Source organism: Acidiferrobacterales bacterium (assembly GCA_028820695.1).
Lineage (GTDB): Bacteria > Pseudomonadota > Gammaproteobacteria > Arenicellales > JAJDZL01 > JAJDZL01.
Map to the genome: position 1 here is coordinate 1 of JAPPIB010000045.1, position 20,285 is coordinate 20,285.

A 20,285-nucleotide genomic window follows, 5' to 3' on the forward strand; every position below is an offset into this window, starting at 1 on the left:
AAATACTGGCCGGATTATACGATAAACAATATGGGCAATCAAGTATATAATCCCCTAAATGTTGATATCAACATTTGAACGACAGTTGTCGGGCGGGATTGGCACCCGCCAGATTAAGGTACCTTTGCCTAGGCTTTTAGTGACTTGCAATCAAGAATATGTGAAACACGGCTTGATTTCTTTGTCTGCATTTCAGCCCGAAAAACCCGCTGCAACCTGTGTCACATCAGTCGATCAACGAAAGCGATTCGGTATTTCCATCGACTGACAACGCCTGTCCGCTGATCTTCGCACCTCGCTTCGAACAGATGAAAAGGGCCATCTGTGCAATGTCCTCGGCCTCTACAAAACTCTTCAACGAAATCTGACTGACAAACTGTTCGCGGACTTTGCTCTGATCGACTCCTCTGGTTTTGGCCTCATCGTCAATCACACGATCCATTCTCGCACCTGACACGGGGCCCGGACAGATGGCGTTGACCCGAATTCCATATCCGCCGACTTCCATTGCCAGAGATTTGGTCAATCCAATGATGCCCCACTTTGCAGATGCATAAGGTGTCCGTAAAGGATACCCGTGGGTGCCGGCGGTCGAGGACAAATTGACAATCGAACCGCTGCGTCGTTCCTTCATTGCCGGCAAAGCCTGACGACAGCACAGGAATGTGCTGATCAGATTGACTCGCAAAGTGTCCAGCCACGACTGCAATGGCAAAGTTTCCAGAGGCCCGTTCGGACCGGATATCCCGGCATTGTTGATGAGAATATCCAGCTTGCCGTCAGTTTCGTTCCGGAGCGCAACGAAGAGGTCATCAACTTCCTGTTCAGAACCTGCATCGGCGACTTGGCCGCGAATTTTGCGACCACTTGCATTCAATTCGTCAATTCGGTCCCTGTCAATGTCGCACACCCATACCATCGCGCCTGCAGCTTCGAATGCATGTGCAATCGTATAGCCGATACCTGAGCCACCCCCGGTAACCAATACGTTTTTCCCTTCCAGGCTGTTCATCGGTTTCCCCTATCTCCTAGATGTCGAGTATCAGTCGATCCTCTCCCGCCGCAGCGCGGGATATACATACCATCATCAGACTGTCATGAGATTTTTCAGTTTCTGTCAGTACTGAATCACGATGCTCCACATTTCCAAACAAGACCTTGGTGCGGCAAGTTCCGCACAGTCCTTCGGTACAGGAAAAATCGGTTGTAATATCCTGCGCCCGCAGTGCGTCAAGTATGCTTTGGTCCTGCATTACCCTGATTGTTGTCTGCCGCCTGGCCAACACCACCTCAAACTCACTGTTCACCCAGTCGTCTGACGGTGCCTGTCGAAACTTCTCAGTATGGACGGAATCATCAGGCCAGGTCTTTGCCGCTGATCTCGCATCCGCCATCAATTGACTCGGTCCGCAGATGTATAAGTGCGCTCCCTCGGGTCGTTTTGACAGAACATCTTCCAATGGAATGCCCTGCTGTGGATCGCCGTCGTCGTAGTGAACTGTCAGACAGTCTCTGGCAACGTTCTGAATCTCATCGATGAATGCAGCCTCGAGCCGATTGCGCTCACAATAATGAACCTCATACGCGGCCCCGATTGAATTGAGTCGATGACACATGCTCAGGATCGGTGCGACACCAATCCCACCTGCAATCAACAGATGATACGGTGCGGATTCATTCAGGCTGAAGTTGTTCTTCGGATAGCCGGACTCGATGCTGGCACCAGGGCGAACAGTTTCATGAATCCACTCGGAGCCGCCGCGGCTGTTGCTGTCCCTCAGCACTCCAATCACATACCGATGTCGTTCAGAAGGATCATTGATCATCGAATAGGATCGCCGCTCGTCTCCTGCACCGACTATCAGGTCGATATGCGAACCTGCGATAAACTCCGGAAGTTCCCTTCCCTGCTCACCTTGCAGTTCAATTCTCAATGTGTCTTCGGTAGTTGGCTCGATACTCGACACTTTCAGTTTCAACCGTTGAAAACCAACCGAGTCCGGGAACTTCTGCCCATCTCTCAACATCAATCGGCTGACCGGCTGACCATGAACGATGTGACTGTCAAGTATCTCATCAATATCCGACTCACTTTCGTAGTGGTACCAAACGCCGTCAGGATAGATCACCATCGTGGGACCGAGTTCACAACGCTCGAGACAGCCGGAATTGTTGACACGGACATCATCAATACCGAGTTGCTTTGCGCGTCGTTTCATATATTCGCGCAACTCGACCGAGCCTCGTGCTTTGCAACAACTCCTCGGATGATCCGCTACGCGCTCGTTAACGCAGCAAAAAATGTGTTTTCTGTAGTGCAATCTGACCTCTTACTGATATGAAATGGGTTTGCATCTGAGATATTGGCTTGGATATCCAATATCTACGCCCAACCGGTCCGCCGCATGCCAGGGCCAACGTGGATTGTAGAGCATGCCTCTTGCCAGCGCGACGATATCCGCATCGCCATTCGCAATGATTGAGTTGGCGTGTTCGGCTTCCGTGATCAAGCCCACAGCAATCGTGGCAATTCCCGCACGTTGTCGAACCGCACGCGACAGATGCACCTGATAACCGGGCCCGGATGTAATGTCTTGATGCAACGATATGCCACCACTTGAAACATCGATCCAGTCGCAGCCGAGATCTTTCAGTTTCCTTGCAAATTCTACCGTATCGTCTAAACTCCAGCCGCCTTCAATCCAATCGGTAGCGGATACTCTTACACCGATAGGCTTGTCATTCGGCCACACATGCCGCACCGATTCGAACACACTCAGTGGAAATCGCATACGGTTTTGAACAGAACCACCATAACGATCCTTTCGCAAATTTGACACAGGCGACAGAAACTGGTGAAGAAGGTACCCGTGTGCGGCGTGCAACTCGATCGCATCAAATCCAATTCGCTGGGCGCGCTCGGCCGAACTGGCAAAGGCCTCAATCAAAACCGTCACTTCTGCTTGGGAGAGCGCCTCGGGCTGATGTGCGGTCTCATCGGCCGCAATTGCTGACGGGCCTACCGGTTGCCAACCGCCCTGCTCGGGAGGTACGTAGTGCCGGCCCTCCCAAGGAGGCCCGGTCGAAGCCTTTCTACCCGCATGGGCAAGTTGTACACCGATGGGAACATCGCCGTAGTTTGTGCAGAAATCCACCACTTTGCGCAACGCCTTCTCATTGTCATCACTGTAAAGGCCCACACAGTGGGGGCTGATTCTGCCACGCGCCTCGACGTTTGTCATTTCAGTAAACATAAGGCCGGCACCACTGATGGAAAACTGTCCCAAGTGCATCATATGCCAGTCTGATACGCAACCATCAACGGACGAATATTGACACATGGGCGAAACCATGATGCGGTTGCCCAGTTCGAGCTGACGAAAGGAGATGGGGGAAAACAGCGCGGGTAAAGACTTGCTCAACGGAACATCCTTGATATTTTCGTTGCTGATTCAGCGTACAATGCGCGGTCTGATTCCTGTATACGAACACGGATAATCAATACGGATTATATTTGTATTGGATTGTCTCAGGCTTGCCCATGAACGACACTGCCGCCCCAGACCACGCCCAATTGGCCGAGATGATTGATTTTGCGCAGTCTCTTGCAGATGGGGCTCGGGCTATAGCGTTGCGCTACCATCGGAAGGAACCGAAAAACTGGGTGAAATCCGATCATACCGACGTCACCGAAGTTGATTTGAGCATCGAAGAATTTATCCGGGAGAAGATCACTGCCGCCTATCCGAGTCATGGAATTTACGCAGAGGAACTCGGCGATTCTGATTACTCATTTTTCAAGTGGTGCATTGACCCGATCGACGGAACTGAACCTTTCATCTTCGGGCTTCCCACTTTTGGCGTGCTGATTGCCCTCACCTGTGATCTCATTCCGATTCTGGGCATCATCGAATCACCCGCAATGCAACAACGGTGGGTCGGAGCGGCAGGCTTTGGAACGACATTTCAGGGCGAGCCATGCAATACCAACGCAGAAGGCGTGCTAGCGCAAGCAGCCGTATTTTCAACATCGATTGACATGTTTACCGAAAGTGAGCGCGAAGTGTTCAATCGGGTTACTGCGAATGCGCGAAAGAGACGATTTGGTGCAGACTGTTATGCATATGGATTGCTTGCTTCCGGTCACATTGATGTCGTAATGGAATCCGATATGAAACCCTACGACATGATGGCTCTGGTTCCTGTCGTAACCGGCGCCGGCGGTGTGGTAACGGATTGGGACGGTCATCCAATCAACATCAAGTCGGGCAGCAGGATTCTGGCATCATCCAATGAAAGGATTCACGAACAATGTCTTGAACTCATCAGGGCAAGCGCAAATTCGTCGTGACTCGAGATATCAGCAATTCGGAAAACCGACAAAACAAGCCCGAATGAGTCTCATACCTTAAACGCCATCTGTCGGCGAATTCGTTCCCGCCATGCAGTCAGGACGCCAGCAGTCGCGATCAGAGTCATCCCGATGACACCATTGGTTGTGGGCAATGTATCAAATAGAGCCTTACCCCAGAATGCGGCAAACAGAAGGTAACTGAAATCCAGTGGGACGAGCCAGCTGCTTTCAGCCGTCTGGTACGCCCTGCTCAGACATATGTTGCCGATCAGATTGAGTACCGACGTGACGACTGCCAATCCTAACACGACCATTGCCAGTGTCGGCCATCCGGTAAATACGAAAGGTGCACGTTGCTGCAATGTCACAGGCAGGGGGAATATTGAAAGCAGCACACTGCCGAGTATTCCGGAGACCAGAAAGGCAACTGCAACGGCGAAAACCATCGCCAACGTGTTTTCCCACCTGCAGGCGCGACGTATGGTGAGAATGTTCAAGGCGTAGAAAAAACCCGCAAGGACTGGAAGGCATTGCACGAGTGTGAATCCCTCTTCCCAGGGAGAGAGCGCAAGAGCCGTGCCACCAAATCCGAGAACGACGGCACCGAATCGCCAGCGTCCTACCTGCTCGCCCAGCACTGGTCCCGCCAAGATGGATACAAACAGAGGATAGGTATACAAGCCAGCTGCCATCTGGGTCAGGGTCAGATAAGGCGCGCCGCCAAAGAAACAGAACATGCAAAAGGTCATCAATAAGGCACGAAAGTAGACTGCGCCTGCTCTTCGAGGAATCAGCAGGTACAATCCACCACCTCCCAATGCCAATAGGACGGCGAAGGTGAAATTGCCGGCGGCTCTCAGCGCTTGGAACTGCCAGTATGATGTCTGAGATGAGATGTCCTTGAACAACGCATCTTGCAAGGCAAGAACAAAAACACCAATGAGCAGCAGCGAAAGTGCTGTGATTGGACGGTCACGCGTTGGATGGCCAAAAAGTGAACGCATAAGGCTTGGATTGATCCATGCGGAATTATGCGAGACTTGCTTCCGGTCTGGGAGGCAGTTCTTCAGGCGAAGGGTAGAGCCGAAACCTCGCCCTTACGAGCGACGCCATCTGTGCTGTGCACGATCACCTTCTGTCCTGTACTCCAGAATTCCCTTTCAATCAGCGACAGGCCGACATTTCTTTCAAGACGCGGAGACCACACAGCACTTGTGATCTGGCCGATCTGACGAGTGCCTGCATGAACCGGCCACGGCTCGGTACAGGTGGGACAGGGACCACCATCAAAAAGGATGCCGCGGATCTGACGCTCTATGTCATGCTCGCAGAGCATTTGCAAGGCATCGCGACTGAGACAATCCACAGTGCCGTTCAGATTGCAAAGCCTGCCCATTCCGAATTCAAAAGGATTGTGTTCACGAGTCATCTCATTTCCATATGACAGAAATCCGCCCTCAATGCGATCGATCAGGTTGGGGTAACCCGGTGCGATCGCATAGGGCTGCCCCGCCTGCCAGACGGCGTCCCAAAGGGCGGAGCCCAAACGACTGTCATTCAGGAATATCTCGAAGCCGCCCTGCCTGGAATATCCGGTGCGAGCGATCAATTGCTGTGTACCGCTGAAGTCGACCCACCCGAATCTGAAAAACCCGATGTCGCGGATGTGGTCCCCGAACAGGTCGCAGACCAAAGACTCGGCCTTGGGTCCCTGCACCGCCAAAGGTGACACATCCGGCTCGCTGACTGTCACGTCAAACTTCCGTCCCAGCGCAAGCCCTTTTGCGAAAAGCAGCAGGTCGGAGTCCGCAACCGATAGCCAGAACCGGTCATCTGAAAGTTTCAGCAAAATCGGATCATTGATCATACCGCCCGTCTCATCGGTTATTGGAAGATAGAGACAATCGCCGGTCTTTGCGTGTGAGATGTCACGCGGAGTCATCCACTGAACAAGTTTCTCGGCATCGCGTCCTGTGATCTGCACCTGACGCTGGCAGGCGACGTCCCAGATTTGCACGTGCTCGCGCAGGTGCCAGTAGTCCTCTTCGATCGTACGGCCATATGAAGTGGGCAAAAGCATGTGGTTGACGACGGAAAAGGCAGTGACGCCAGCAGCCTCGACCGAAGCTGTATATGGCGTGCGGCGCAATCGGCGGGAAAACCTAAGCCCCTCAGCCATGCTCGGTGGAACTCCACAGGGAATAACCGTGCGGCGACAGGATCAGCGGAATGTGATAGTACCCATCAGGATCGGGCATGGTGAAACGGACGACAATCTCGTCCACGATACGCGCACCGCAGGTGCCTGCACTGCGACCCTCCCAATAGACTCCGGTCAAAAAAACCAGTTCGTAGCGAGCTTTCGGATCAGGCACTCCAATCTTCTGCTTCAGACGTCCGCTGTCGTCCATCCTGGTGTCAAATATGATCTGCCCCGAATCAAGATTGACCAGCCGTATCGGGATTCCGCCCGCGTGACTGCCGTCGACACCATTGAGTGTATGGGAGGAGACAACCGCCATCACTCAATCGATGCCTTGTCGCGTTTGTCCGATGTTGCCGCTACAATGGGAGAAATCACCCCGCGGCACTTGACGTTCACACAAGCCGTCTTGCCTGATGCCATTGCTCGCCGCAATGCAGGACCAAGTTCCGCACGGCTGTTTACCAATTCGCCATGTCCACCGAGCCCCTCGAACATGGAGTGAAAGGGAATATCACGGAAATCGGTGGCAAAGTGACTGCCATTGTCAAAGAGGCGTTCCTGTTGCTGACTGATGCAGTCGAGCCCGCCGTTGTTGTCGATGACAACAGTGATCGGCAGCCCTTCCTGAAATGCAGTCTCGATTGACAGTCCCCCAGACAGGTATGCGCCATCGCCGGAGATCACCACAACATTGCTGTCTGGGTGTGTGATCTTGGCTGTAATGCCGAAACTGACTCCGACACCCAGTAGCGAATAGTTGCCCGGGTGCATTATTCCGCCAAGTTTCTTCCCGCGCCAGCCGGCCATGTTCACGGCAATTTCGCTCCAGAAGTGCGTATTGCCACCGTCGAAAATCAACCAATCGTCTGCGGACAGTTCTGACTGCACATCGAGGGCGAGCTGCAGCGGATGCATCTTTCCGCCCGCAGTTTCATCATTGGCACTTTCTTCAGCGATATGCGTCTCCCAATCGGCAACCCACGAGGAGCGGCGCTCGGTCTGAAGGTCGAACCAGGGTTTGAAGGTTCGACCAATGCCGGAGAGGGCATCCAAAAACGTACCGGGGTCCGACAGCAGTACCTCATCCGCAGCATAGTTGTTATCGAGTTCTTCTGACGAGCCGTTCACGCAGATCAGCCTGGTTTCCTTGCGAAAAAAAGGCGGATTGCCAAAGTTCATCTGGTTGTCGAGCCGTCCACCGACCATCACTACAACATCCGCTTCGTGGATTGCGGGCTTCGATGGGTGGTACTGATGAAAGTCAGCAAGTCCCATGTAGGGTATGCTGCCCTCGTCGAGAAGCTTGGTGTGGTAGGGTACGTTGAATATCGGCATCTGCAAAACTTGCCCCATGAAGTCAAGTTTGTCCTCTGCGCCAGACCACCAGACTCCATGACCGCCGATCACAATCGGCCGTTCAGCGTTGCGGATGATGCCTAAGAGGCGATCGAGTTCGGTCGGATTGGGCCAAGCGCGCGGAGTTGGGCGCACACCGCGAATCCACGGCCGGTCGTCACAGCCCGCGTTCTCATCAAACGACGAGAACATGATGTCGACCGGCAAGCTGACGTGTACCGGCCCTGGATACCCGGTCGTCGCAGCCTGCCATGCACGATCGACAAATTCCCTGATGCGTTCGCCGTCAGTAATCTGAACGGAATACTTCACCAGCGGTGCGGCAATTGCAACATCGTCAATTTCCTTGAAACCACCCGCACCCTGCCGCTTGAGTGTTGACGATCCGGTGACAAATATCACTGGCGAACGTTCGCCGCCCGCCTCCAGCATAGCGGGTACGGCATTTGCAAATCCCTCGGGTCCAACCAGGCACACTGACGGCTTTCGGGTAATGCGTGTGTATCCGTCAGCCAGATGCCCCGCAACCTGTTCGTGGGGACAGTTGATCACCGGGATTCGGCATTCCATGAATCCCTCAAGGGCCGGATTGCAAAAGCCGCCTGCGAGAGTAAATACCTGATCCACCCCCTTGTCAGTCAGCGCACGGGCTAGCAACGCGCCGCCGCGAATCTGCCTGTCCTGTCTCATGCCGAGGCTAATCTATCTTCAATTTCTGATCGCCACTGCGAGCGGGCGCGACTGATCTGGTTTCCCATCACTCGTGTCGCGGTCAGGTTCAAATACGACGCCTGACCATAGTTCACCCGTCGAGCTAACCCCAAGCTGAGCGATTGCGGAGTCCAGGTCCTTGGTAAAACAATCGAAGAGCGACGAAAGACCGTTTGCGCCAGCGGCTCCCAAGGCGAACAGAATCGGGCGTCCGAGCATGACAAAATCCGCACCGAGTGCAAGAGCCTTGACCACGTCCTCACCGTTGCGGACACCGCTGTCAAAAAGCAGCGGTATATCGGTGCCAAGGGCATCACGAACTCTTGGAAGAAGATCGATTGACGCCGGCACACTATCCAATTGCCGGCCCCCATGATTTGAAACATACACGGCATCGACACCCCCGTCCCGGGCGCGAATCGCATCCCACGGACCGGTAATCCCCTTGACGATGAGGTGTCCCTTCCATTTTCTTCGCAACTTGGCGAGGAATTCCCAATCTGCTCCTGCCCGGCTGGCATCGCGAACAAAACTGTCGCCTGGGCCGATGTTTTTCGGAGAGGGGATGCCCGCTACGAGGGTAGACAGAGTCCAGCGCGGGTGTGACGCAAAATCAAGGAAGGATGTCACGGTCAGATGAAAGGGTACATTGAATCCATTTCGCTGATCGCGAACTCGTCGCGATACCTGCGGAACATCGACAGTCACCACCAAGGTATCGTAACCGGCACTGGCAGCACGATCCACTGCAGCCAGCGTTGACTCCTCGGATTGTCCGAAGTACAGTTGAAACCAAGCGCAGGACCCGGCCCACTCGCGCATCTCTTCGAGTGTACTTGACGCAGCGGAAGACACGCATACCGGCATGGAAATACGTGAGGCCGTCTCGGCGAGAATTCGATCTGCACCCGGACAGACCAGATTGCACATTCCCATCGGTGCGATTCCGAACGGAACGCCGAACTTCTGTCCCAGGAACTGTGTCACCAGACTGCGGGAAGCGACATTCTCCATGACACGCGGCTGCAGGCAGATATCGTCAAACCGCGCCTCATTTCGTTGCATTCCAACCTCTCTGCCTGCGGCGCCATCGATAAAATCGAACACCAGACGCGGCAATCTTTGTTTCGCCATTCGGCGCGCATCTTCGGTTGAATACAATCTGGTTCGAGTCGTCGACATAGGACGGTGAGTTTCGCAGGACTTACAGGTGTGGCGAATCAGACAGTTGTGACAATCGCAATATCAGGAATCAGGCTTGTTGAAAGGTAAAAAGTTTACAAATGTGTCTGATACAGATGGATTGCATGGGTGTTCGGATCGCGCTGAGCAGCGCTCATCCGGTGGAAAATTCGAACCCATTCACTGCGGATGTATTCCACAGCCGAAAATATACCCGTCATGCAGGACTGCCCAAGTCGATTTCGCTACGATTTCACCGGATGCTGGATCTATAGCCTGGTAGTCTGCCCAGGCACCGCCAGGATTGGCGGCATCAATAAGAACCTGGCCGACGTTTACTCCGGCCGGGTCAATGATCTCACGGATATCCAAACCGACAAATGACGGCGCTAGCGCATGGGCGACCATTTTGCCATCGGCGGCATCCATAACAAATATGAATAGATCCCAGTATCTGTAATCCGGTGCCGGCTCCTGATTAAACCGCTCAAATGCCGCGGCTGCACCCTTTAGGTCGTAAAGAACAATGGCTTGCGCAACCATAACCTTAGCTTGCGCCCGTGTACCTCGTTCTTTACCAGTCTCGGCAGCTGACGCTGGCGACGCTAACAGTAAAATGCACGCGATAAAGGCAACATAAGCCGCAGCCGCACGTCCCTTGTTGAGAATTTCTCTGCGCTTTGAACTGCTTTCGTTGTTAAATGGTATTGAATGACCTGTCACGTTGTTCTCCCCCTCTTCGGTCGTTGAATGTCTTTAATTTCAGCAACTGAACACCAAATAAATTATACAGTTCCTGAGAATGCTCATATAAAGCAATCCGTAATTCGGGATGCTTATGCACGATTGTTGTGGGAGTTGCAGATACCGGAATTGATATCGACAGGTGGTTTAATTGACGTAGAACATGCGTTTATTTCAGACAGGGATATGCAACCAGCGTTATACCGTCGCTCAAAGCCCAATCGATACGATCACCCTGCTCGAAAAAAAATCGTCTGAAACGGATGCGGACGATGGTTCGACTTCGTTACGCTGGCAGGTTTGAACGGTAAGAATTCGAGATCATGACGGATTAACGATTGTCAGTTTCTCAATGATTTGACCATTTGCAAGTCGTCGCTAAACAGGGTTCTACATTCAGCTAAAAGTGCAACAGCCGATTTTTACGAAAGGCGAGCCCTCCAACCGAAATTCATCCCATTTCCCACGTGCGGCCTCAAATTACGGTGATTGTGCAATGAGGCAGATAATTTTTCCCAATTGCAACCTTCGGTCGCTTCAATTTTCTAACGTGCTCATTTCAGAGGTCTTCCAGAATTCTGCATGCCGAAACAGCCCGAATTTGCTCACTCAGCGGGAATGACTTCTCCCCCGGATAGATCACATCAATTTGACTTAATTGAAGATCGTTGAGAGCGGAGCGCATGGACGGAGTAATCGCAGGTGCAGAAGTGCGTTTTACATCAAATCCTCGGAGTCTGCCCCCCTGCTCTACCAATAGATCAATTTCAGCGCCTCTATTCGTTGCCCAGAAATAACTCTCGCAGTCTCCAACCTGCAATATCTGTATTATGCTGTCAATGATGAAACCTTCCCAGGAAGCACCGATTTTCGGGTGATTTTTCAATTCTTCCATGCTTTTTAAATTCAATAACGTGTGCAGTAAACCTGGATCACGAAAATAAACCTTTGGAGATTTTACTTGCCGTTTAGCGATATTGGCAGTCCACGGCTTAAGGCAGCGTAACATAAATGTTGATTCCATCACATCGAGATATCGACGAACAGAAGTGTGTGACACGCCGAATGCCCGTGACAGCTCGGCACCATTCCAAATCTGTGCGTGATAGTGTGCCACCATCGTCCAGAACCGCCTCAGCGTTGAACTTGCAATTCCGATTCCAAGTTGAGGAATATCGCGTTCTAGAAAGTTTCGAATAAACTGGATTCTCCAACGAAAACTCTCTTCATCAGTGGCCGCCGTCAGTGAAAGCGGAAATCCACCGCGAGACCACAGCATATCGAACTGTCTGCGGTTTACTTCAGACATGGAAATCCCGGGCAGTTCATAGTATGCCAGTCGTCCGGCCAGCGATTCACTGCCTTGTTTCAACAAAGATGGTGCAGCACTTCCCAGAATAAGAAAGCTCGCTGGACGGTCTTTGCGATCAGCTAAGACTCTAAGAATCGGAAATACTTCGGGTAACCTTTGAATCTCGTCAAGGACAACTAGCCCTCGCAGTGGTGACAGAGTGAGCATCGGATCGGAAACTTGCGCCACATCCAAGGGCGATTCGAGGTCAAAAAAATGACTCTGTTCGTGCCATTGCCGCATCAGCATCTGAGCAAGTGTAGTCTTGCCAACCTGACGAGCCCCAATCAGTGCGACAACGGGAAATTGTCTGATCAGGCTTTTTATGTTTGCCAAGTGATTTTCGCGTTCAATCACCTGTTTTTTCCATATAGCTGCAATTCAAAGCGAATCGAGTCGGAGAACAGCTTCCGACTTTGATTCTCCACTCTACCCACCCCCATCCGCGATGGTGCTGTACATTCATCAATACAGTCAAAAGCGAACAATTCAAATGTAGTAATATGTACATATAATGTTCATATTACAACGTACGAAAGAAAGATCTGTGTTGATTATTTACGCATTTTTATGCTTTTAAAGCATGTTTCCAGATCGAATATCAGACTTTGTAAATTGATTGTTCTGCATCGGTAGAATCGCATTTACCGCGGAAAAAACCGAGCAAGCGCATAGTGAACTGAAATCTGAACTGAGTATTCGCATGATCAGTGAGGAAATTCAACCGGTATCGACAACCAAAACGTTCCTTCAACTTTGTCTTCAAATTCAAGTGAGCAATCGCATGATACTTGGACATCGATTCGATTCAAAATTGTTTGGTCACCGCCCCAGCAGATGACGACTGTACCGGTCAGTTCGTTGTAAGCAAAATCACATTCAAATTTCCTGTGAATATACTCATTGCAGATTGCTGGTGTTTCAGGTCAGCACACGAAGTGCTGTTTCCGGTGCTTTGTCGAGTATTCGTAACAAGGCGCGAGCGGCACCTGCCGGATAGCGCTTGCCCTGTTCCCAATTGCGGATTGTTTCCGGAGACACGTCGATACGCCGTGCCATTTCTATCTGACTGAGGCCCATCCGTCGTCGGATGCGGCGCGTATAACGCGCCATGTTCTGCAAATCCTCAATCTCATCTTCCTGTTCCTGCAATGTGATTTGCGCTTCCGTGGTCGCGTCTACCATCGCAAAGTCAATTTGTCCTTTGGGAATTGTCGAAGGATCGCCTGGATCAATCTTGATACGTATTGTGCTCATAGCATATAACCTCCTTTCGACTGGCCTTACGGGCCGAGATGATGCGAATAACTGGTCCGCGCACCGTGTAAACGACAACATAGGTCTGTTCGTCAATCATGTCGAGCAACCGGTAGCGACTTTCACCATAATCACGCCGCTCATCTTGAACAACAACTCGATGAGGATCGAAGAAAGCGCGTACAGCATAGGCGAAGCCGAAGCCGCGACGCTCGACACAGATATTGCTTTTTGTACCGTCCCATTCAAACTCCATTCTTAAAGCATAGGCCAATGGCCTATACTTGTCAAATTGTGATTTCCGGATTGATGTGAGCTTGAATGAACTCGATTGGCCACCGGCAGGATTCCTCAGCGCAGCCAGATTGCCCGGCCTAGTTAATGCCAGAGGGTACGCGGTGAGGCCATGAATTTGCTGATCACAAGACCAGCAAGGAGCTGAACTGGTCCGTGAAGACCGGTGCCTAGCGAACTTTATTGAATTCATTGCCGATGGTGCAAAAGCAATGCTGTGAGTAAAGCGTTGGAAGATACAGAAAAACGAGTCAACGCACTCCAAGTGGGATTGGAGGGTTTACGAAACGCCAGAAATAGACTCTTTGAAACCCCACCAAGGGAATGAATTGAGGCGAAATTCGAGAATGTAAAAAGTCTGTAAAAAAGGCAATTCTTCTCAAGCAGGTGAAGCACTGAGAGAGTTCTTGGGGCCGGCCAACCCTTGAAGCAATATATCCAGATATTGGCAAACCATACTTTGTTGCCAGGAGTTCAATCAATACAATCGCCCATCTCCAAAAAGCGTCGCATGGAAGAGATGCGGACGAAGGTTCGACTACGTTACGTTGGTGGACCTGGACGGTAAGAATCCGTACCATTATCGCAATTCCTATCCAATGTGCAGTCATTGGTACCAGACAAGCTCCGATTTACCAACATATTGCCAAGAAAGCTCTCCATCTTAAAGAACTCGGATTGAGTAACAGCAAAATTGCCAAACACCTTAATGTCAATGACAAAATCATTGCCAAAGCATTGAATTGCATCAACGAATGAGCCAAGTCAAAAAATTCATCGGCGATATCTTAAGCGGATACATTTCACGCTGCATTTTTGCGCGCAATAGCCAAATCGTAATTTGCCTGCCGTCGCATCCAAAATTCCGCGTTACTCCAGCCGATTCGTTCCAACGCCAAAGCCAAATTGGCCGTAATGGGCTGACGACCGGACAATACACGGTACAAAGTAGTTCTTGATATCCTTAGCTTGCGCGCCGTGTCCGTTACTGTCATTTCAGAATCACTTATACAATCGCGCAATGTTCCTCCGGGATGAGTTGGATAGTACGCACTCATAATTTCTTCGTCCCCCTTCAAATACTAGTGATAGTCAATTAGGTCCACATCTACAGCCTCTTCATCTTCAAATCGAAAAATCAACCGCCAGTTTCCAGATACTCGAATGCTCCAGTACCCCGTAAGAGTTCCTTTCAGAGGATGTAGTTGGTATCCGGGAAGATTAAGATCGCGCGGATTATTTGCCGTAGCCAAATCATCAAGTCGACGGGATAAACGATTAATCAAGATAACCGATATACCTCTATGATCCCCTGTCAAGTAAAACCGTCGCAGTTCTTTGTTCTTTATTCTCACCTCTATAGTTGTATCACATTATGATACATATGTATACATACGATTTACAATTATGGTTAAACTGATAATAAAGTGATAAATCCGATTGTCGGTCAACAACTGGGAATTGAGATTAAGTAAATGTTCTGAAGCAAACGAAGAGTTAAGAAACCCGTAGGCTCAGTTATTCTGAAGGCAGTTTATTCAGATTTTGGTAAACTTTATTTCGTTGCCAAAACCTCAATCAATACAATCGCACTTCTCGACAACACACCCTCTGGAAAAGATGCGGACAAAGGTTGGACTACATTGCGTTGGTGGAGGTGGTCGCAATGTATTCGAACCCTGTCTGTACTAAATTTTGAGTTCACTCTATTAGATACGGTAACCCAACCTCTCTACCAAGAAATTTCGGCTAAAGCAATCCATTAAAACTTCGGTTTTGTAAAGCAAATCGTTAACAGTTGCTATTCATCATCTGATTCAGTCGAATCTTGCAAATTCACGAGTTTTTGGAATAATTCAGCTGACTCACGCTGCTTTGTCAATCGGATTGAGCTGGCTGGGTGAATATTCAGTTTGACTGTTCAGCATTGCTACCGCAACACACAGCAACCGGTCAGCAACGCCACGTAAAGCGCGCATGGCGCTACATACAGCAGATTATCTCATTCATCGCAACAAAGGATTCGGAATCAGTCGAATTTGCTGATGATTTGAGTACCGTAGCCAGCCGATACGACAAAATTTCGGTGTTTAGTGCCGTGTCCTAAACGGTCACGATCGGTCTCAATCACCCCCCTTACAATGAAAACTGTTTTCAAGGTAAAAATTATTGAATAGTTATGTGTAGCAAGAGCACTTCGAACCCCTACCACGTTATCGGTTATCTCCTAAACAGATTTAACCCACACCAGCGGTCTGTAGGATCCACGCACATCGTCGTGCCGGTTGTTCGTAGAAGTATTTCGGCATCTGTTTGCGTTCAATGCCTGCAGGTAACTGTTTTTTCGATAAATTATCCCCTTTTACCTTTCCTTAGCAACTCTACGAGTAGTTTTCCGGTGAACTTGTAAGGTAATCGAATTCTTGACCATGCGATTATCACCAAAGTTTCAATCGATTAGATGCTTCGAAAATGTCCCATTACTTTCAGGAAGTCAGTTTTGGAATTGAGCACAAAGGTATTCTAGTGTTTCGAATTTCGTATTTTTAAGGTGTGGTTCCAGCATCTCCACCTTGATTTCACGAATTCGGACACCCGAGGTACGGAGGCTCTTTACCGCTTTGAGTATGTCCGGCAAGCAACTACGAACTAACTGTTCTGCGTTCGCATAGGCCGGAGAGAGTTCGTTGTTTTTGGCGATAAACTTTCGAATATGTTCGTCATGGTAGCATGGCTCATTCTGAAACCATGTCGCCAGGCCCTCCTCAAGAACATTGACTGTGCCAAACTTTCCGGGGTCCAAAAGATGGACACATTCGTGTGCGATTTGCCAAGGTCCCAAATCCTTGCGGCAATTTTCCCATGAATTTTTTGATATACAGATGTCTATCCGGCAATCACCATTCAAATGGAAACATTCTGGAAAGAATGTGTACGGACCATCGACCGCGTAACAAATGGAATTAAATTTGAACCTTTGGTCACGCGGCCCGAAGATCAAATCGAGAGTTTCAGAATACTTTGTCACGTACGTTTCTAGGTCTTTGATGTACCAGCATCGTTTATCAATAGATGTATTCGTGGGATTAGTTTCTTCCTTCATTTTTAGATTACCGATGAAAAGCCCAATACCCTAATACTTAAAATACCAAATTTTGATGAGAAATGGAAAAATCAAACTACTAACATTCCATTTAATTGATGCACAGTTACTGACAGCTAAATTGTAGAGTTTCCGAAGCCTTTTCGTTGGAGCGTTTTCTAACGCTCCGCACGGAAGATTATCTCACCCATCGCAGCAAAGAATGCGGAATCAGTGGATTTGTTGGCGATTCGGGCTTGTCCACGCAACGCCTCAAGCAAAGTCTCAGAGTTAGATTGATGAGATTTCTGCTTCATTTCGGTTCTTTTGGATGTTCAGTAAGTGCTTGAGAGTTAATAGACATGAAAGTGATGCAATTTTTTTATCAATTAATCGAATTTTATTTCCATTATTTGGTCACTGGACAAACTTCATGATTAGGATCCCACCACAGTACTTTCATAACTCCTTTCGATTGTTGCTGTTGAATGCACCAAACCCTCTCTTTCCCACTCAACCTAAACGACATTAATTGGTCTATATCATCTAATTCTATTTCTTGAAGCCGGTTCCTAGCGGGCTTTACTAATTTTCCGACGAGAATCGGGTGACTTCCGCTACTGATGATTTCATTCCAGTTTTTCTTCTCAAACTCTTGGAGTTTTTCGATGACTTGTTTATGCTTAACAGGATCTTCCAAATTCACCCAAGCCCAATTTCCGCCGCGGTCACAATTACTAAATTTCCAAGAAATTGAGAAGTGAGGAGCATCTGCGTGCCGAGCTCTTGGTTTTTTTTGAGGGTTAGGCAGCTCGTTGATTCTCGGCTTTTTCCTCCTACTCTTTGCCATAAAGATTCCTATAGACTTGAATAGTATTCAGCCATTGCAGCCTCTGAAATAATTGCCTGACCACGTTCACCGTCAGTAAGACCTGCTTTATATCGAGCTTCTTTCCAGGGTGTCTCCATATGGCTTAAGTCACTTAACCATTGGGAAGATTGCTCTCCATAAAACTCAAGAACTGCGTCAACGGTCTCTCGCTGCGTATCGTCAAGCAAATTTGAATCACCTTCTGGAATCTCAGTCACTATAAATTGCCCACGTAGTTTTTTATAGAGACTACGAACTACCGGGCCATTTGCCCAAGCTTCAATTCGATCTTGAAAGAGCGGTTTGTCATCCCAAACAAGGGACCATGCTTGTGAGTAATAGATGAGCTTTTGAAGCTTCATTGCAGGCATATCTCCCTGCTTCTGCAGGACATAAGCTGCAACATCAATTGCACTTACGCACATAGACCGTCTCCTCCTTGTTTACACCTTGTGGGCTAGTTCCCGACTTTCCTAGAATTGGCAACCTGCGTCAGTCAACACTTTTACGTGTTTTACTTTCGATTCAGATAGTTGGTGGAGGTGGCGGGGATCGAACCCGCGTCCGTGAGCCCTCTACTCGCTGGCGACTACATGCTTAGTCTATCCCTGATTCAACCACATCCAGTCAGGACAGACAATACGGAATGCGGTGGTTTCGTCTGCCGAAGCAGCAACTTCATATGCAAGTATACGAAACACTCCCTGCACACTAGTCCGAAATTATTGACCCTGATTCACACCTTTCAGACGAAGTGATCACAGGGCTCAGCGGTCAAGCCGCTAAGGCGTAGTTGTCGTCGTTGGCAACTAATTTTTTGCAGACGGTTTTACGAGGTACCTGCACCTCGACATGCTCCAACGGCTTTGCAACCCGCGTCGAAACCGAGTCACCCCCAATAGTAGCTACGTCCTACTATATAAGCCCTACGACCGGTTTTGCAACTTCAGTTGACACAAAATGACAATAAATCGATAAATACTGCAATTTGGTTGCATTTTTGCGATATTTCAGGTCGTCAACCAAGATTTGACGACTCGCGGGCTTGCTCCCGTTCAATGTCCCGCGCCTTGATCGAAGCCCGCTTGTCATATTGTTTTTTTCCCCTGGCAAGCGCAAATGCCAGCTTGACTTTGCCATTGCTCCAATAAAGCTGGGTCGGAATCAACGTGTACCCCTTGCGCTCTACCGCGCCTATCAGTCGATTGATCTCCAACCGATGGAGCAATAGTTTGCGATTTCGCGTCGGATTGACCGCTACATGCGTGGAGGTGGTCTTACCGGGCGAAACATGCGCTCCGACCAGAAAAAGCTCACCTCCTTTCGCTGTGATATGACTTTCTTTCAGATTTGCCCGATTCTCTCTCATGCTTTTGACTTCCCAGCCATCGAGCACAATCCCTGCTTCGTATCGATCCTCCAGGTTATATTCATAGGAAGCCTTCCTGTTGGTCGCAATGACGTTAGCGGACTCCTTGGATTTTTTCTTACGGGCCATATCTGATTTCTACGTCAGGAACGTCTTCTTGACCTGCGTCTCCGACTCGATTTTTTTTCAGCAGTATCGAACACCTCCCCCAGGTGTTCTGTCACATCAGTAATTGTCGGACGAACACCAGGTCGATATCCATCGATAACCTCGCGCATACGCCTGACGTGCTCGACACGTGTTCCACAACAACCCCCGACAATGCTGGCTCCAGCATCGCAGGCAATTCTCACATAATCAGACATCTGCTCCGGCGTCGCTGTATATCGGATTTTTGCACCCTCCCATACAGGAACACCGCAATTTGCCTTGGCAACATAAGCAAATCTTCCAGGCAGGGCTTCGACCATTTCCATGGCGGCAACAACCGTCTGGGCAGGCCCTATCCCACAATTCGACCCTACAGCAAACGGTCGGCGAAACTCAAGCTGCGCGCACACTTCGGCGAATCGAGCCGGTGTTACTCCCATCATTGTGCGCCCGTTGGTGTCAAAACTGCCCGTACAGGCGTACGGCAGGTTCGTACGGCACGCACCTTGTGCTGCTGCTTGCAACTCCTCCTCCGAAGAAAGAGTCTCAATCCATAAAATATCACAACCTGCCCTCTCGAGGGCCAGTGCCTGGTCGGTGAAAGCATTTACCGCTTCCTCTATACCAAGTGACCCCACCGGTTCAATCAGTTCACCCAGAGGCCCCATTGAACCTGCAACGAACACATTGCGTTCCGCCTTGCTGGCGGCCCGTCTCGCGATTTCTACCGCTTTTTCGTTCAGTTCGGAAACCCGGAACTCACTGGCGTGAAGTTTCAGACGCATCGCATTCGCCCCGAAGGTATTGGTCAGAACGACATCCGACCCCGCCTCAACAAACCCGAAGTTCAGTTCAAATATCCGTTCCGGATATTCGTCATTCCATAATTCTGGTGCGTCTCCCGATACCAGTCCCATATCAAAGAGATTGGTGCCCGTGGCACCATCCATCAGGAGAGGTCGCTCGCTTAAAGCTTTTTCAAATAAACTGTCGCTCATACTCACTTTCGCAGTCATCCCCGCAGCATCGCATACGGACATCAGGTCTCGGGGTAATCAGTTTTCGAAATTGGGTGATAAATAACGTGGAATATAATCCAACCTTGCTGGTACATAATAATGTCGAATCGGCATGTCGCAATAACTTTTCGCATTCTGCCGCCAAGGCCTGTCATATGGTTATGGTTATCCTGAACTGCAGGGAACGGATCACAGATACCAAGCACATACCGGATGATCGCTTGATGACCCTCAGGGCTGCGGCAGGACCGAATTGTGTCGATATTTCAACATTTTCATCTTGATGGCGATTTACGCGGAGCATGAAGTGAGAGAGAAATGCGCCGCGCAATCTCTGCG

18 protein-coding genes and 1 other RNA gene are annotated in these 20,285 nt (G+C 49.9%); 1 reads left to right on the forward strand and 18 read right to left on the reverse strand.

Annotated elements, in window-relative coordinates; all coding sequences use genetic code 11:
• Positions 1 to 226 precede the first annotated feature (226 nt).
• The 3 genes from OXI60_06665 to OXI60_06675 all read right to left on the reverse strand — a co-directional run bounded on the left by OXI60_06665 (position 227) and on the right by OXI60_06675 (position 3,422).
• Positions 227 to 1,012, reverse strand: a complete 786-nt coding sequence (locus tag OXI60_06665; GenBank protein ID MDE0309499.1) for an SDR family oxidoreductase — start codon at positions 1,010 to 1,012, stop codon at positions 227 to 229.
• A 16-nt stretch (positions 1,013 to 1,028) separates the two neighbouring features.
• A complete protein-coding gene (locus tag OXI60_06670) occupies positions 1,029 to 2,219 on the reverse strand; it encodes a 2Fe-2S iron-sulfur cluster-binding protein (GenBank protein ID MDE0309500.1) in 1,191 nt (396 codons plus the stop codon).
• A gap of 111 nt (positions 2,220 to 2,330) precedes the next feature.
• Positions 2,331 to 3,422: an NADH:flavin oxidoreductase/NADH oxidase gene (locus OXI60_06675; GenBank protein ID MDE0309501.1), complete on the reverse strand. Its 1,092-nt coding sequence runs from the start codon at positions 3,420 to 3,422 to the stop codon at positions 2,331 to 2,333.
• A 119-nt stretch (positions 3,423 to 3,541) separates the two neighbouring features.
• Between OXI60_06675 and OXI60_06680 the strand changes: the two genes are divergently transcribed.
• The gene (locus tag OXI60_06680) at positions 3,542 to 4,351 is read left to right on the forward strand and encodes a hypothetical protein (GenBank protein ID MDE0309502.1); all 810 of its coding nucleotides are present in this window, start codon (positions 3,542 to 3,544) and stop codon (positions 4,349 to 4,351) included.
• Positions 4,352 to 4,401: 50 nt separating this feature from the next.
• Here OXI60_06680 and OXI60_06685 read toward each other — a convergent pair whose 3' ends face one another.
• The 15 genes from OXI60_06685 to bmt all read right to left on the reverse strand — a co-directional run bounded on the left by OXI60_06685 (position 4,402) and on the right by bmt (position 19,925).
• Positions 4,402 to 5,358, reverse strand: coding sequence for a DMT family transporter (locus OXI60_06685; protein ID MDE0309503.1), 957 nt, complete (start codon positions 5,356 to 5,358; stop codon positions 4,402 to 4,404).
• 62 nt (positions 5,359 to 5,420) lie between these two features.
• Entirely contained in the window at positions 5,421 to 6,533 is a 1,113-nt protein-coding gene (locus OXI60_06690) for a dimethylsulfoniopropionate demethylase (GenBank protein MDE0309504.1), read from the reverse strand.
• Positions 6,526 to 6,876 (reverse strand): hydroxyisourate hydrolase, encoded by a 351-nt coding sequence (locus OXI60_06695; GenBank protein ID MDE0309505.1) that lies wholly within the window; start codon positions 6,874 to 6,876, stop codon positions 6,526 to 6,528. Before OXI60_06695 ends, OXI60_06690 begins: the two co-directional genes overlap by 8 nt.
• Positions 6,876 to 8,606 (reverse strand): thiamine pyrophosphate-binding protein, encoded by a 1,731-nt coding sequence (locus OXI60_06700; protein ID MDE0309506.1) that lies wholly within the window; start codon positions 8,604 to 8,606, stop codon positions 6,876 to 6,878. Before OXI60_06700 ends, OXI60_06695 begins: the two co-directional genes overlap by 1 nt.
• Positions 8,607 to 8,624: 18 nt before the next feature.
• The gene (locus tag OXI60_06705) at positions 8,625 to 9,761 is read right to left on the reverse strand and encodes an alpha-hydroxy acid oxidase (GenBank protein ID MDE0309507.1); all 1,137 of its coding nucleotides are present in this window, start codon (positions 9,759 to 9,761) and stop codon (positions 8,625 to 8,627) included.
• A 228-nt stretch (positions 9,762 to 9,989) separates the two neighbouring features.
• A complete protein-coding gene (locus OXI60_06710) occupies positions 9,990 to 10,532 on the reverse strand; it encodes a cache domain-containing protein (protein MDE0309508.1) in 543 nt (180 codons plus the stop codon).
• Positions 10,533 to 11,112: 580 nt separating this feature from the next.
• Positions 11,113 to 12,261, reverse strand: coding sequence for an ATP-binding protein (locus OXI60_06715; GenBank protein ID MDE0309509.1), 1,149 nt, complete (start codon positions 12,259 to 12,261; stop codon positions 11,113 to 11,115).
• A 564-nt stretch (positions 12,262 to 12,825) separates the two neighbouring features.
• On the reverse strand, positions 12,826 to 13,161 hold the full coding sequence (locus tag OXI60_06720) for a helix-turn-helix domain-containing protein (protein ID MDE0309510.1): 336 nt from the start codon (positions 13,159 to 13,161) through the stop codon (positions 12,826 to 12,828).
• Positions 13,136 to 13,435 carry a BrnT family toxin gene (locus OXI60_06725; GenBank protein ID MDE0309511.1) on the reverse strand — a complete coding sequence of 100 codons (300 nt, stop codon included), beginning with the start codon at positions 13,433 to 13,435 and terminating at the stop codon, positions 13,136 to 13,138. Before OXI60_06725 ends, OXI60_06720 begins: the two co-directional genes overlap by 26 nt.
• A gap of 2,514 nt (positions 13,436 to 15,949) precedes the next feature.
• The gene (locus tag OXI60_06730; protein MDE0309512.1) at positions 15,950 to 16,558 is read right to left on the reverse strand and encodes a hypothetical protein; all 609 of its coding nucleotides are present in this window, start codon (positions 16,556 to 16,558) and stop codon (positions 15,950 to 15,952) included.
• Between the two features lie 388 nt (positions 16,559 to 16,946).
• Complete coding sequence (locus OXI60_06735) at positions 16,947 to 17,387, reverse strand: hypothetical protein (GenBank protein ID MDE0309513.1); 441 nt, start codon at positions 17,385 to 17,387, stop codon at positions 16,947 to 16,949.
• Between the two features lie 8 nt (positions 17,388 to 17,395).
• Positions 17,396 to 17,833, reverse strand: coding sequence for a DUF4065 domain-containing protein (locus OXI60_06740; GenBank protein MDE0309514.1), 438 nt, complete (start codon positions 17,831 to 17,833; stop codon positions 17,396 to 17,398).
• 109 nt (positions 17,834 to 17,942) lie between these two features.
• Positions 17,943 to 18,305: a transfer-messenger RNA gene (ssrA, locus tag OXI60_06745) on the reverse strand.
• A gap of 121 nt (positions 18,306 to 18,426) precedes the next feature.
• Positions 18,427 to 18,906, reverse strand: a complete 480-nt coding sequence (smpB, locus tag OXI60_06750; protein MDE0309515.1) for an SsrA-binding protein SmpB — start codon at positions 18,904 to 18,906, stop codon at positions 18,427 to 18,429.
• A gap of 14 nt (positions 18,907 to 18,920) precedes the next feature.
• The gene (gene bmt, locus OXI60_06755; protein ID MDE0309516.1) at positions 18,921 to 19,925 is read right to left on the reverse strand and encodes a betaine--homocysteine S-methyltransferase; all 1,005 of its coding nucleotides are present in this window, start codon (positions 19,923 to 19,925) and stop codon (positions 18,921 to 18,923) included.
• Between the last annotated feature and the right edge of the window lie 360 nt (positions 19,926 to 20,285).